10 protein-coding genes and 1 pseudogene are annotated in these 13,759 nt (G+C 73.9%); 9 read left to right on the top strand and 2 right to left on the bottom strand.

Annotated features, from left to right (window positions below; genetic code table 11):
* Positions 1-151 precede the first annotated feature (151 nt).
* From ABD211_RS14095 to ABD211_RS14080, 4 genes are all read left to right on the top strand, one after another.
* Positions 152-949 carry a DUF3152 domain-containing protein gene (locus ABD211_RS14095; protein WP_344130617.1) on the top strand — a complete coding sequence of 266 codons (798 nt, stop codon included), beginning with the start codon at positions 152-154 and terminating at the stop codon, positions 947-949.
* A gap of 95 nt (positions 950-1,044) precedes the next feature.
* On the top strand, positions 1,045-1,827 hold the full coding sequence (locus tag ABD211_RS14090; protein WP_344130614.1) for a DUF3152 domain-containing protein: 783 nt from the start codon (positions 1,045-1,047) through the stop codon (positions 1,825-1,827).
* A gap of 53 nt (positions 1,828-1,880) precedes the next feature.
* Positions 1,881-3,119 (top strand): adenylyltransferase/sulfurtransferase MoeZ, encoded by a 1,239-nt coding sequence (moeZ, locus tag ABD211_RS14085; RefSeq protein WP_425560407.1) that lies wholly within the window; start codon positions 1,881-1,883, stop codon positions 3,117-3,119.
* Between the two features lie 47 nt (positions 3,120-3,166).
* A complete protein-coding gene (locus ABD211_RS14080; RefSeq protein ID WP_344130608.1) occupies positions 3,167-3,988 on the top strand; it encodes a prenyltransferase/squalene oxidase repeat-containing protein in 822 nt (273 codons plus the stop codon).
* On the opposite strand, the gene ABD211_RS14075 is transcribed toward ABD211_RS14080, so the two are convergent.
* Complete coding sequence (locus ABD211_RS14075) at positions 3,985-5,241, bottom strand: glutamate-5-semialdehyde dehydrogenase (protein ID WP_344130605.1); 1,257 nt, start codon at positions 5,239-5,241, stop codon at positions 3,985-3,987. The genes ABD211_RS14080 and ABD211_RS14075 overlap by 4 nt on opposite strands.
* Before the next feature lie 841 nt (positions 5,242-6,082).
* Here ABD211_RS14075 and ABD211_RS14070 point away from each other — a divergent pair.
* A complete protein-coding gene (locus ABD211_RS14070; protein ID WP_344130602.1) occupies positions 6,083-6,772 on the top strand; it encodes a hypothetical protein in 690 nt (229 codons plus the stop codon).
* 4 nt (positions 6,773-6,776) lie between these two features.
* Here ABD211_RS14070 and proB read toward each other — a convergent pair whose 3' ends face one another.
* Positions 6,777-7,910, bottom strand: a complete 1,134-nt coding sequence (proB, locus tag ABD211_RS14065) for a glutamate 5-kinase (protein WP_344130600.1) — start codon at positions 7,908-7,910, stop codon at positions 6,777-6,779.
* A gap of 29 nt (positions 7,911-7,939) precedes the next feature.
* On the opposite strand from proB, the gene ABD211_RS14060 reads away from it, so the two are divergent.
* From ABD211_RS14060 to ABD211_RS14045, 4 genes and pseudogenes are all read left to right on the top strand, one after another.
* The gene (locus ABD211_RS14060; RefSeq protein ID WP_344130598.1) at positions 7,940-8,272 is read left to right on the top strand and encodes an MGMT family protein; all 333 of its coding nucleotides are present in this window, start codon (positions 7,940-7,942) and stop codon (positions 8,270-8,272) included.
* Positions 8,273-8,281: 9 nt separating this feature from the next.
* Positions 8,282-9,652 carry an MFS transporter gene (locus ABD211_RS14055; protein WP_344130596.1) on the top strand — a complete coding sequence of 457 codons (1,371 nt, stop codon included), beginning with the start codon at positions 8,282-8,284 and terminating at the stop codon, positions 9,650-9,652.
* 42 nt (positions 9,653-9,694) lie between these two features.
* The gene (locus ABD211_RS14050) at positions 9,695-11,164 is read left to right on the top strand and encodes a pyridoxal phosphate-dependent decarboxylase family protein (protein WP_344130594.1); all 1,470 of its coding nucleotides are present in this window, start codon (positions 9,695-9,697) and stop codon (positions 11,162-11,164) included.
* A gap of 120 nt (positions 11,165-11,284) precedes the next feature.
* A pseudogene (locus tag ABD211_RS14045) lies at positions 11,285-13,603 on the top strand (ATP-dependent helicase); the annotation flags it as partial.
* Between the last annotated feature and the right edge of the window lie 156 nt (positions 13,604-13,759).

Genomic DNA, 13,759 nt, shown 5'->3' with positions numbered 1-13,759 from the left:
GCAGTCGGGCGGCTCGCCGCCGAGGCAGTCGGGCGGCTCGCCGCCGAGGCCGCGCCAGGCCCCGGGCGGCCCGCGACCGGAGCCCATCGACCCCTGGGCCGACTCCCGCACCCCCGCCCGGAGCGTGACGACGCCCCGGATGGCGGCCCGGGTGGAGCGCATCCGCCGCCGGCGCCGCAACACGCGGATGGTCGTCGCGGCGGTCCTGGTCGTGGCGGGCGGGCTCGTCGGCTACGGCCTGTTGCGCCCCGGTCCCGACGACGCGGACACGAGGACCACCCCCGCGGCGGCCGGCGCGCTCCCGCAGGACGGCGCCACGCCCGAGCCGTCGGCCGCCCCGCCGACCACCCCCGCCGCGCAGGGCGCGCCGAAGGTCCCCGCCAAGGGCGCCGGGACCTTCTCGTACGCCACGGGGACGGGCAAGGTGCTCGGCACCAAGGGCACGCTGAAGAAGTACAAGGTGGCCGTCGAGAAGGGCGTGGGCGCCGACGCGGCCGCGTTCGCCGCGCGGGTCGACGCGATCCTCGGCGACCCCAGCAGCTGGATCGCGGGCAACAACGTGCGGCTGCAGCGGGTGGCCAAGGACGCCAAGGGCGCCAACTTCACCGTCTACCTCGCCTCGCCGACCACGTCCGAGAAGATGTGCCGCGAGGACGGGCTCTACACCGAGAAGTACACGTCCTGCCGGCTCGGCAGCGGCAAGGTCGTGATCAACCTGGCCCGCTGGCTTACCGCCGTGCCCGACTACGGCGCCCCGCTCGAGGCCTACCAGGCGTACGCGATCAACCATGAGGTCGGCCACCAGCTCGGCCACGGCCACGAGGCGTGCCCCGCGAAGGGCAGGACGGCCCCGGTCATGCAACAGCAGACCCTCGGCCTGAAGGGCTGCGTCGCGAACGCCTGGCCGTACGTGGACGGCAAGCGGTACGCGGGGCCCGCGATCCCCTGACGGGTGTCCCGCGGGGGTCCGGTGGGCATCCGCCGGTCGGACATGCCAAGCTGGCCGTTGTGTCCAGCCGTACCTCCGCCCGATTTCGTGGCCCGGTGACCCTTTTGGTCCTGGGCCTCATCACGGTCCTGGTGGCGGCGGCCGGCTACGGCTACTTCGCGTTCGACCTGCGCGGGCACAACGGCGCGACCGACCCGACGACGCCGCCCACCTCCGAGGCGCCGGCCACCAACGCGCCGGCCACGAGCGCGCCGCCGACCGGCGCCCGGCCGAGCCCGAGCGTGAAGCCGACCTTCGCCCAGCACGGGCCCGGCACGTTCGCGTACGCGCCCGGGTCCGGGCCGGTCGTGGGCACGGGCGGCACCCTCTACCGGTACAGGGTGGCGGTGGAGAAGGGCGTGCCGGTCAAGCCGGCCGACTTCGCGGCGCTGGTGGACGCCACGCTCGGCGACGAGCGCAGCTGGATCGGCGGCGGCACGCTGCGCCTGCAGCGGGTCGCGTCGTCGGCGGGCAGCAACTTCACGATCTACCTGGCGACCCCGGGCACGACGGGCGACCTCTGCCTGGCCGGGGGCGTGGACGTGCGGATCGGCGGGAAGTGGTACACGTCGTGCCGGGTCGGCTCCAAGGTCGTGATCAACCTCGACCGGTTCATCAACGGCATCCCGAAGTACGGCGCCTCGCTGGACGTCTACCGGCAGTACGCGATCAACCACGAGGTCGGGCACGCGCTCGGCCACGGCCACGAGGTGTGCCCCTCGAAGGGCAAACTCGCGCCCGTCATGCAGCAGCAGACGATCGCCATGCTCGGCTGCAAGCCCAACCAGTGGCCGTACGTGAACGGCAAGCGGTACGCGGGTCCGGCCGGCCGTGTCTAAATAGTGGGCGCGGTGGCCCACGTCACGGGCGTGGCGGCCGGCGTGGGGGAACAATGACGGCAGTCGCAGTCTTGTCCCGAGTAGTGACCGCATCATCCGCTGGAGGCAACGCCGTGTCCCTGCCGCCGCTCGTCGAGCCCGCGTCCGAGCTCACCGTCGACGAGGTCCGCCGCTACTCCCGTCACCTGATCATCCCGGATGTCGCCGTGACGGGGCAGAAGCGCCTCAAGAACGCGAGGGTCCTCTGCGTCGGCGCGGGCGGCCTCGGCTCGCCCGCCCTCATGTACCTCGCGGCGGCCGGCGTCGGCACCCTCGGTGTGATCGACTTCGACACGGTCGACGAGTCGAACCTGCAGCGCCAGGTCATCCACGGCCAGAGCGACATCGGCCGCCCGAAGGCCGAGTCCGCCGCCGCGTCGGTGCGCGAGATCAACCCGTACGTGAACGTGGTCATCCACAACACGTCGCTCGACAACGACAACGTCATGGAGATCTTCTCCCAGTACGACCTGATCGTCGACGGCACGGACAACTTCGCCACGCGGTACATGGTCAACGACGCGGCCGTGCTGCTCGGCAAGCCGTACGTCTGGGGTTCGATCTACCGCTTCGACGGTCAGGCGAGCGTCTTCTGGAGCGAGCACGGCCCCTGCTACCGGTGCCTCTACCCGGAGCCGCCGCCGCCCGGCATGGTCCCGTCGTGCGCCGAGGGCGGCGTGCTCGGCGTGCTCTGCGCGTCGATCGGATCGATCCAGGTCACCGAGGCGATCAAGCTGCTCACCGGCGTCGGCGAGCCGCTGGTCGGCGCCCTCATGGTCTACGACGCCCTCGACATGACGTACCGCAAGATCAAGGTCCGCAAGGACCCGAACTGCGCGCTGTGCGGCGAGAACCCGACGATCACCGGGCTCATCGACTACGACGACTTCTGCGGCGCGGTCTCCGACGAGGCGGCCGAGGCGACCGTCGGCTCGACGATCACCGTCAACGAGCTGAACGAGTGGATCAAGTCGGACAAGCCGATCGACCTGGTCGACGTCCGCGAGCCCGCCGAGTACGAGATCGTGAAGATCCCCGGCTCGCGGCTCGTCCCCAAGGGCGAGATCCTCAACGGCTCCGCGTTGGCCGGCCTGCCGCAGGACCGGCAGGTCGTCCTCTACTGCAAGTCGGGTATCCGCAGCGCCGAGGCGCTGGCCGCGGTCAAGGCGGCCGGCTTCAAGGACGCGGTTCACGTTCAGGGCGGCGTCAGCGCCTGGGTGCGCGTGATCGACCCCTCATTGCCGGCGTACTAGATCAAAGTCTGATCCTTTCGTGACCTCACCTCGGTAGCGTGCACATCATGGTCGACATCGACGCCGCCATCGGGTTCGTGGTCGCCCGCGGGGACGCGGTGGACCGCGCGCGGATGAACTGGCTGCGCGCGGGCATCGCCCCCGCGGAGGACGCGTTCACCTCGTTGGAGATGGGCCCGACCCCCACCGGGGGCTGGCCCGCGCACTGGGGCGACCAGGTGGCGTCGATCGACGCCACCTGCTTCCGCCTGCAGGAGCTCGACGACCTGGGCGGCCTGACCCGGCCGGCGGCGGCCCGGGCGTTGGACTGGTTGGCCAACCGCCAGCGGCCGGACGGCTTCTGGGAGGAGGACCGCAGCCTCGCCGAGCACGCGCCCAAGTGGGCCCGGCCCGGTGACGTGGAGGCCCGGTTCTACCTGACCACCAACGCGGCGTTCTGGCTGTCCGTGGCGGCGTCGGACGTCGCCGGCCCGGGCATCGGCCTGGACCCGGCCGCCACGCCGTACCACCACGTTCTCGAGCTGGCCGGCCAGGCCATCCGGTCCAGCGTCCAGGAGAACGGCTCGTGGCCGGGCTACCTGGTGTCGGGCTGGCTGGCCGCCGCCGTGCTGCACAAGCAGGCGCACTTCTACGAGTCGGCGCGCATCGCCGTGCGGATCGCGGAGCGGGTCCGCGAGATGTCGGCGGCCGACGTGGCGTCCATGGCCGCCGCGCTGCGCCGCCTCGGCTGGTCGGACCAGGACTCGCTGCTGATCGCCGCCCGTCAGCGGCTCAAGGAGACCCAGCGCCCCGACGGCGCCTGGGCCAGCGACGACGCGCCGGCCTTCGACGTGCACACCACCCTGGCGGGCATCCGCGCCGTCCGCTAGCCGCGGACGTGGCCGTCCCCGACCACCACGTACTTCGTGGAGGTCAGCTCGGGCAGGCCCATCGGGCCGCGGGCGTGCAGCTTCTGGGTCGAGATGCCGATCTCGGCGCCGAACCCGAACTGCTCGCCGTCGGTGAACCGGGTCGAGGCGTTGACCATGACGGCGGCGGCGTCGACCTCGGCGACGAAGCGCCGGGCGGCCGGCTGCGAGCCGGTGACGATCGCCTCGGTGTGGCCCGACCCGTACTCCCGGATGTGGGCGACCGCCGCGTCGAGCGAGTCGACGACGGCGGCCGAGATGTCCAGCGAGAGGTACTCGGTGCCGAAGTCCTCGTCGGTGACAGCGACGACGTCCACGCCTGCCTTTTGACCGGCGGTGATCACCTCGGCCGTGCCGTGGACGGTGACGCCCGCGTCGCGCAGCGCGGGCAGCGCGGCGGCCAGGAACTCGTCGGCCACGTCGCGGTGCACGAGCAGCGACTCGGCCGCGTTGCAGACCGACGGCCGGTGCGTCTTGGCGTTGAGCAGGATCCCCAGGGCCATGCCCAGGTCGGCGGCCGCGTCGACGTAGACGTGGCAGTTGCCCACGCCCGTCTCGATCACGGGCACGGTCGACTCCTCGACGACGGTCCGGATCAGGTTCGCGCCGCCGCGGGGGATGAGCACGTCGACCAGGCCCCGGGCGCGCATGAGCTGCTTGACGTCCTCGTGCGACTCGCCGCCGACGAGCTGCACCGCGTCCTCGGGCAGGCCCACCGTCGCGGCGGCCGCGCGCAGCACCGCCACGATCGCGGTGTTCGACGACCGGGCGCTCGACGAGCCGCGCAGCAGCACCGCGTTGCCGGCCTTGAGGCACAGCCCGGCCGCGTCGGCGGTCACGTTCGGCCGCGCCTCGTAGATGATCCCGATGACGCCGAGCGGCACGCGCACCTGCCGCAGCTCCAGCCCGTTGGGCAGCACCGTCCCGCGCGTCACCTCGCCGACCGGGTCGGGCAGCCCGGCGACCTGCCGCAGCCCGTCCGCCATGGCCGCGACGCGCTTCGCGTCGAGCCGGAGACGATCAATGATGTGGTCGGGTGTGCCGGCCGCGCGGGCCCGTGCGACATCGTCGGCGTTGGCCTCGACAATCTCCGGGGTACGGGTAATGAGCGCGTCAGCCATCGCCGTGAGAGCGGCGTCCTTGGTGGCCCGGCTGGCCGTGGCGAGCACCGTGGCCGCCTTCCTGGCCCGCTGCCCCTGCTCCTGCACGCTCATCGCTGTCCGCCTTTCACCCGTCACCGATCGTCGCAAGCTAACACGCGCCGGGATCGATCCCCCCGCCCCTTTCCCACGCTGTGGCCCCCGCCCCGCGGGACTCCACAGCCTTCGCCGAAGGCGCCCTTTGGCGGGCGCCGCTTCCCTGCCCCGCCAAGAGCGTCCTCTTGGCGTCCCCGCGCGCCTCCCGTCCGCCATAGGATGCGACCCCTTGGTAGGGGTGGGGGGCGGCGATGCCCGCCCAAGGCCACCCCTTGGGTGAGGGGAGCGACCCTTGGTGGCGCCTGCGCGCTCCCAGGGCTCCCCCATTGGCGCCCTGGGACGGGGTGCCGATGCCAGATGTGCGCAGTTGGCGAGGTAGGCCGCCCGTCGCATCGCCCGATGTGCACATCTGGCGGGCATCCGCGGCTCCTCCCTCGCCAGATGCTCACAGTTGGCGGGTCCGAGCGCCCTCGCGCTCGCCAACTGTGAGCATCTGGCGAGCGGTCGTGCGGCGGAGCCGCCACGTGTTCACATCTGGCGAGCGGGAGACCCGGGGGGTCGCCAAGTGTGCACATTTGGCGTGTCTGAGGACCGTCACCCTCGCCGACTGTGAGCATGTGGTGAGGGGAGGGTCGGCGGGGGTCGCCGACTGTGAGCATGTGGTGGGGGGAGGGCGCGCTGCGGCCGTCGACGGTGGACGTGGGGTGAGTGGACGGACCGGCGGGCCGCCAGTTGTGCGCATTTAGCTGGCCATGCGCGTTCAAAGCCCGGTGTTGCGCGCTGCGTGCGCTTCGGCCGGTTGCGTCGCCGACGAAGAACGGGGCGGCGTGGGGAGTGGGCGCAGGGCTACTGTGCGCGGATGGTCGATCTTCGGGGGATTCGGCGGGGCGTGGTGGCGGTGCTGGCCGTCGGCGTGTTGTTCGTGGCGGGCTGCACCGGTGAGCCGGGACGGCCGGCGGTGGGCGCGACCGGGCCGGGGTGGGTCGGTGGGTTGCGGACCCCGTCGCCGGTGCCGGTCGACATCAATCCGAGCGCGCCGCCGGTCGGGGACACGGTGCCTACCGGCGTTGTGGTCGACGGCCGCGAGTTGGTGCTCTACGTGTGGCATTCGGTGCAGGTGCCGTGGCTGGGGGCGGCCGCGCTGGACCGCGGGACCGGCGGGTTGACCGACTGGCTGATCGGGACCGGGCGTTCCTTCAACGGCACGGGGGAGCCCGGCCACTTCGGTGAGGTGCGGCGGGAGGAAGTCCCGGACGGCACGGTGATCTACATGGGCATGTTCCGCGGCACGGTTGACCGCATCGTGCTCGCGGAGCCGGACGGGGGCAGCGCGGAGGCCGCCTTTACCGCGTGGAGCGCCGGGGACTACACGATCTTCTGGGCGCGCTGCCGGGCGGCGCCGATCCCGGAGAATACACCCGTGGGCGAGGGTCGCACGGAGCCACTTGATCCCGTGAAGTACCCACTGGTCAGTGCCTTCGACAAGTCCGGCGCCGCGCTCGACGAGGTGCGGTTGCGGCCGGCGGCGACGAAGCCGCGCGTGGTCTGACGCGTCAGAGGAGGACGAGGTCGTCGCGGTGGACGACCTCCTTCTCGTAGGCGGGGCCGAGGGCGACGGACAGCTCCGCGGTCGTGCGGCCCAGCAGTCCGGGGAGTTCGGCGGCGTCGTAGTTGACCAGGCCGCGGGCGACCGGGGTGCCGGCCGCGTCGACCAGGTCGACGGGGTCGCCGGCCGTGAAGATGCCCTCGACCGCGGTGACGCCGGCGGGCAGCAGGGACAGCCGGCGGTGCACGACCGCGCGCACCGCGCCGTCGTCGAGGCTCAGCCGCCCGCGCGGGGACGTGGCGTGGGCCAGCCAGAACAGGCGCGCGGCCGGGCGTGCCCGTACCGCGTGGAAGAGGGTGCCCACCGCGGAGCCGGACAGGGCCTCGGCGGCGCGGGACGCGGACGTCAGGACGACCGGGATGCCGGCGCCGGTGGCGATGCGGGCCGCCTCCACCTTGGTGACCATGCCGCCGGTGCCGACCCCGGCCCTGCCGGTGCGGCCGATGGTGATGCCGGCCAGGTCGGACTCGTTGCGGACCTCGGCGATGCGCGACGCGGTGCCGCGCGTGGGGTCGCCGTCGTAGAGGGCGTCCACATCGGACAGCAGGACCAGCACGTCGGCGTGCACGAGCGCGGCGACCAGCGCGGCGAGGCGGTCGTTGTCGCCGAAGCGGATCTCGTGGGTGGCGACCGTGTCGTTCTCGTTGACGATCGGCACCGTCTTGAGGGCGATCAGGCGCTCCAGCGTGCGGTACGCGTTGCGGTAGTGCCCGCGGCGGGTCACGTCGTCGACGGTGAGCAGCACCTGCCCCACGCCCTGGTCGTGGCGGGCGAACGACTCGGTGTAGGCGCGCATGAGCAGGCCCTGCCCGACGCTCGCGGCGGCCTGCTGGGTGGCCAGGTCGCGGGGGCGCGTGCGCAGCCCCAGCGGCGCGAGGCCGGCCGCGATGGCGCCGGAGGAGACCAGCACGGCCTCCCGGCCGGCCGCGGTCAGGCCTGCGACCGCGTCGACGAGCGCGTCCACGCGCGCGCGGTCGAGCCCGCCGGCGGCGCTGGTCAGGGAGGAGGAGCCGACCTTGATCACCAGCCGTCGGGCTGAGGTGATGAGATCCCTGGCCTCGCCGTCGTGCACGCCGACCATTCTGACGGGCGGCCGGGTACCTTCGCCACGTGGTATACGACCCGCAGGAGTACGTGGAGGCCGTGTTGGCTCTCGTCGAGGACATTCCGCCTGGTCGGGTGATGTCCTACGGCGGCATCGCGGACGCGCTCCATGACCGGTTCGAGCGGGGCTCGGCGCGCCGCGTCGGCACGATCATGGCCCAGTGGGGCGGCGGCGTGCCGTGGCACCGGGTGGTCTCCGGCGGCGGGCGGCTGCCGCCCGGCCACGAGGCGCGCGCGAAAGCCCTGCTGGAGGCGGAGGGTGTCGTTTTTCGCGGCCCGCGCGTACGGATGTCCGAGTACTCGTGGCATCCAGGCGACATTGGCGCAGGCGGCGGCTAGCATCCGGGCGTGACCACCACCCCTGGAGTCCCGGAGCTGCCCGCGCGCATCCGTATCGGGTACGCGACGGGCTCGCTGGCGACGGGCGCGTTCGGCACCGTGCCCGGACTGCTCCTGCTGCCCTACCTGACCGACACGCTCGGCGTGGCCGCCGGCCTGGCCGGACTGCTCGTCCTGCTGCCCAAGGCGTGGGACGTGGTGGTGAACCCGTTCGCCGGCCGGATGTCGGACCGTACGCACACCCGGTGGGGCGCGCGGCGGCCGTACCTGCTGGGTGGTGGCCTGGCGCTGGCCGTGACGTTCGCGTTGATCTTCGCGGGGGTGTTCCGGGGCGGCGCGGGGGCGGCCTGGGTGGCGGTGACGTTCCTGCTCACGGCCACGGCGTTCGCGTTCTTCCAGGTGCCCTACGTGGCGATGCCCGCCGAGATGACCGACGGGTACACCGAGCGCACCCGCATGATGACCTGGCGGGTCGCGCTGCTCGCCCTGACGATCCTGATCTCCGGCGCGGTGGCGCCGGCGGTGCGCGACGCGGCCGGCGGCGGCATCGACGGGTACCGGGCGATGGGCATCTTCGTCGCCTGCCTGATCGTCCTGGGCTCGTTGGGCGCGTTCTTCGGCACCCGGGGCGCCCCCATCGGGCGGGAGGAGCAGAGCGAGCCGTCGCTGCGCGCCCAGCTCGCGGTCGTCGCGGGCAACCGCCCGTTCCGGGTGCTCGTGGCCTGCTTCGTGGCCCAGGCCGCCGGCGTCGCCGCGATGCTCGCCGGCGTGCAGTACTTCGCCGACCACGTGCTGCACAACTCGGACGCGGTGACGTACCTGTTCGTGGGCGTCGTGGCGCCGGCGTTGCTGGTGATGCCGCTGTGGCGGCGGGTGGGGGAGCGGTTCGGCAAGCTCCGCGGGTATGTGTCGGCGTCGCTGCTGATCACCGTCACCACGCTGACGCTCGGCCTGTCCGCGGTGCTGCCCACCCCCGCCGTGTACGCGCTGATCGCCCTGCTCGGCGTCGGCTACGCGGGCCAGCAGCTGTTCGGCCTGTCGATGCTGCCCGACTGCATCGCGTACGACACGAAGCGCACCGGGCGCCGGCAGGCGGGCGTGTTCACCGGTGTGTGGACGGCGGGGGAGACGTTCGGCCTGGCGCTGGGGCCGCAGATCTTCGGCCTCATGCTCCAGCTGTTCGGCTACAAGTCCTCCACCACGGGGCACGCCGCGCCGCAGAGCGACCTCGCCGAGCTGGGCGTGCTGCTCGGCTTCACGGTGGTCCCGGGCGTGATCGTGGGTCTCGCCCTGCTCTTCCTGCGCCGGTACGACCTGGACGCGGAGCAGGCCGATCAGGGGGTCGCGGCCCTGCAGGGTTCGCCGTCGCCGGCATTGTGAGTTAAATTCACATCCAGTGTTCGCCGAGCGCTGGGAGTGACGATGACGGTACCCGACGTGTTGCCCGCCCACGGCGTACCCGCCGAGACCATCCTGGCCGAACTGCGCCAACTGCGCGCCGCCGACCTTCCGACGCACGGCGGACGACTCTTCGCGTACGTGTACGACCCGGGCCTGGCCGGCCTCGACGCCCTGGCCGCCTCCGCGCACGCCCTGTCGGCCCACGTCAACGGCCTGGACCCGACCGCCTTCCCGTCGCTGCTGGCCACCGAGAACGCCCTGGTCGGCGCGGCCGCCCGCGTGCTCGGCGGCGGGCCGTCCACCGTCGGCAACGTGACCAGCGGCGGCACCGAGTCGCTGATCCTCGCCGTGAAGGCGGCCCGCGACGCGCGCCCGGACATCGCCGCGCCCCGGATCGTCGTCCCCACCACGGCACACGCCGCGTTCGCCAAGGCCGCGTCGTACCTGCGGGTCGCTCTTGATGTTGTGCCCGTACCGCCCGGGACCTTCCGCCCGTCCCCCGCCGACATCGCGGCCGCCATCGGGCCGGACACCGTGCTCGTGGCCTGCTCCGCGCCCTCCTACGCGCACGGCGTCATCGACCCCGTCGAGGAGATCGCCGCCGTCGCGGCCGCGGCGGGGGTGCGCTGCCACGTCGACGCCTGCTTCGGCGGCTGGGCGCTGCCGTTCCTGCGCGAGGCCGGCGGGGCCGTGCCGGCGTTCGACCTGTCCGTGCCCGGGGTCACCTCCATCTCGGTGGACCTGCACAAGTACGCGTACGCGCCGAAGGGTGTCTCGGTCCTCCTGCACCGCGACGCGGCCCTGCGCGCGCCGCAGTACTTCGCGTGGGCCGACTGGCCCGGGTACACGATGGTGAATCCGACCATTTCGTCCACCCGGTCGGGCGGCCCGATCGCGGCCGCGTACGCGACCCTGCGCCACATCGGCCACGCCGGCTACGTGAACCTCGCCCGCGCGACGGCCGAGTCGGTCGCGGCGCTGGCCGAGGCGGTGTCCACGGTGGACGGCCTGCGGCTGCTCGCGCCCGCCGACACCACCGTCGTCGTGTTCACCAGCGACGACCCGGGCCTGGACCTGTTCGTCCTCGTCGACGAGCTGACCGCGCGCGGCTGGCACACCCAGCCCCAACTGACCTACGCCCAGCCCGACGGCACGGTGCTGCCGCGCAGCGTCCACCTCACGGTCACCGCGTCCGTGGCGCCCCGCGTCGCGGAGTTCGGCCCGGCCCTCAAGGAGGCGGCCGACGCGGCCCGCACCCTGGTCGCCGTCGCGGTGCCGGCGCCGCTGCTGGCCACGCTCGGCGCGCTCGACCCCACCGAGCTGACCCTCGACGCCGTCGCGGCGCTGGCCGCCGCGCTCGGCCTGCTCGCCGACGCCGGGGCGCTGCCGGAGCGGATGGCGCTGGTCAACACCCTGCTCGACGCCGCGCCGCCGCGCCTGCGCGAGGCGCTGCTCACCGCGTTCCTCGGTTTGCTGCAGCGACCCGGTTAGCCGTATTGGGCAGCTGTCGTAGTGGCGTGATGTCATTGCAGCGTGGCGGGAGTGCGTGGGCGTAAGGACGCGCCGGCGTACCGGTTGGTTCGTCGGCAGGCGACCGCGCGTGCGCCCGTCGTGCTCGACGACGAACAGGCCGCGGTCGTCGCGCACCGTGACGGCCCGCTGCTGGTCGTCGGCGGTCCCGGCACCGGCAAGACGACCACGCTCGTCGAGGCCGTGGCCGCGCGCGTCGCCGACGGCGTCGAGCCCGACCGCATCCTGGTGCTCACCTTCGGCCGACGGGCCGCCAACCGGCTGCGCGACCGCATCGAGGCCGTCATCGGCGGCGGGGTGCGGGCCACGGCCGAGCCGGTGGTGCGCACCTTTCCGGCGTACGCGTTCGGGCTGTTGCGGCAGGCCGCCGCGACGGCCGGCGACCCGGCGCCCCGGTTGCTCACCGGTCCCGAGCAGGACGCGGTCATCCGCGACCTGCTGCTCACGGCCGGCGACGAGGACGACCCGATCGACTGGCCGGCGTCGCTGCGTTCGGCCGTGCGCACCCGCGCGTTCGCGGCCGAGCTGCGCGACCTGCTGCTGCGCGCCGCCGAGCGCGGCGTGGGCGCCGACGAGCTGGCGGAGCTGGGGCGCAAGCTGCGCCGCGACGACTGGCTGGCCGCCGCGCGCTTCATGCGGGAGTACCGGCACGTGCTCGCCCTGCGCGACATGACGACCCGGGGCAGCGTGGCGTACGACCCGGCGGAGCTGGTCCACGCGGCCACCGACCTGCTCGACGACGACCCGGATCTGCTGCTGGCCGAGCGTTCCCGGTTCCGCGCCGTCTACGTCGACGAGCTCGCCGACACCGACCCGGCGCAGCTGCGCCTGCTGGCCCGGGTGGCGGGCGGCGTGCCGCTGGTCGCGTTCGCCGACCCCGACTCGTCGACGTTCGCCTTCCGGGGCGCGGACCCCAGCGGCGTCTACCGCTTCACGGACACGTTCCGCCACGCCTCGGGTGTCGAGGCGCCCACGGTCGTGCTGAGGAACAACTACCGCTCCGACGCCGCGCTCGTGGCGGCGACCCGCCGGGTGGCGACCCGGCTGCGCGGCCCGGCCGCCCACCGCGCCCTCACCGCGGCGGCCCCGGGCGACAACACCCCGGCGAGCGTCGAGGCGGTCGTGCTGCGCTCGGTGACGAGCGAGGCGGCGTTCGTCGCGCACCGGCTGCGCGAGGCGCACCTGCACCACGGCGTGCCGTGGTCGCGGATGGCGGTCATCGTCCGGTCGCTGCACCTGTCGCAGGCCCCGCTGCTGCGCGCCCTCACCCAGGCCGGCGTGCCGATCACCACCGGCGCCGAGGACACCGCGCTGGCCGGGCAGCCCGCCATCGCGCCGATCCTGCTGCTGCTGCGCTGCGCGTTGGAGCCCGGCCGCCTCGACGAGGAGGCCGTCGTCTCGCTGCTGCACTCGCCGCTGGGCGGCGCCGACCCGTTCACCGAGCGCCAGCTGCGCCAGTCGCTGCGCCAGGTGGCGCTCGCCGGAGGCGACCACCGGCCGTCCGGCGACCTGCTCATCGACGCGCTCATGGACCCGTCCGTGCTGGTCGCGGTCGAGGACCGGTGGGCGAGGCCCGCCCGGGCGGTCGCCGGGCTGCTGTCGCGGGCGCAGGAGGCCGCCGAGCAGCCGCACGCCACGGCCGAGAGCGTGCTGTGGGCGGTCTGGCAGGCCAGCGGCCTGGCCGACCGGTGGGCGGCGCTGTCCGCCAAGGGCGGCCGGCAGGGCGCCGGCGCCGACCGGGACCTCGACGCCGTCATGGTGCTCTTCGACGCGGCCGCCCGGTTCACCGACCGCCTGCCCGGCGCGCGCATCGACGCGTTCCTCGCCAACCTGTACGACCTGGAGCTGCCCGCCGACACCCTCGCCGCCACGGCCGACCGCGGCGAGGCCGTCCGGGTGCTCACCGCGCACGCGGCCAAGGGCCTGGAGTGGGACGTCGTCGCGGTCGCCGCGGTCCAGGAGGGCATCTGGCCCGACCTGCGGCTGCGCGGCAGCGTGCTGGGCTCCGAGCGGCTCGTCGACGAGGTCGCCGGGCGCGCCGCCACCGGCCCGGCCGGGGTCGCCGCCGCGCAGGTCGGCGCGCTGCTCGACGAGGAACGCCGGCTGTTCTACGTGGCCGCGTCAAGGGCGCGGCGGATGCTGCTCGTCACGGCCGTGGACGCCAGCTCGTCCGGCGCCGGGGCCGGCGAGGAGCAGCCCAGCCGCTTCGTCGGCGAGCTGGCCGGCGCGGGCGCGGTCGCCACGGCCGACGCCGACGAGCTGGCCCGCTTCGACGAGGCGTACGACGAGCCGGGCGTGCCCATGATGCGCCTGCTGCCCCGCCCGCTGACCCTGCCCGCGCTGGTGGCGGAGCTGCGCACCGTCGTGGCGGACACGGGCACGAGCGCCGCGCGGCGCCGGGNACGCCGACGAGCTGGCCCGCTTCGACGAGGCGTACGACGAGCCGGGCGTGCCCATGATGCGCCTGCTGCCCCGCCCGCTGACCCTGCCCGCGCTGGTGGCGGAGCTGCGCACCGTCGTGGCGGACACGGGCACGAGCGCCGCGCGGCGCCGGGC

It is taken from the genome of Luedemannella flava (genome assembly GCF_039528515.1).
Taxonomy (GTDB): Bacteria; Actinomycetota; Actinomycetes; order Mycobacteriales; family Micromonosporaceae; genus Luedemannella; species Luedemannella flava.
The sequence above is the reverse complement of the archived record's forward strand: the minus strand, read 5'-3'. Positions and strand labels throughout refer to the sequence as shown.

Coding starts and splice junctions, on each gene's coding strand:
- ABD211_RS14080 (WP_344130608.1), top strand. CDS start 3,167: ATGGTCGACATCGACGCCGCCATCGGGTTCGTGGTCGCCCGCGGGGAC.
- ABD211_RS14075 (WP_344130605.1), bottom strand. CDS start 5,241: ATGAGCGTGCAGGAGCAGGGGCAGCGGGCCAGGAAGGCGGCCACGGTG.
- proB (WP_344130600.1), bottom strand. CDS start 7,910: ATGGTCGGCGTGCACGACGGCGAGGCCAGGGATCTCATCACCTCAGCC.
- moeZ (WP_425560407.1), top strand. CDS start 1,881: ATGACGGCAGTCGCAGTCTTGTCCCGAGTAGTGACCGCATCATCCGCT.
- ABD211_RS14070 (WP_344130602.1), top strand. CDS start 6,083: ATGGTCGATCTTCGGGGGATTCGGCGGGGCGTGGTGGCGGTGCTGGCC.
- ABD211_RS14050 (WP_344130594.1), top strand. CDS start 9,695: ATGACGGTACCCGACGTGTTGCCCGCCCACGGCGTACCCGCCGAGACC.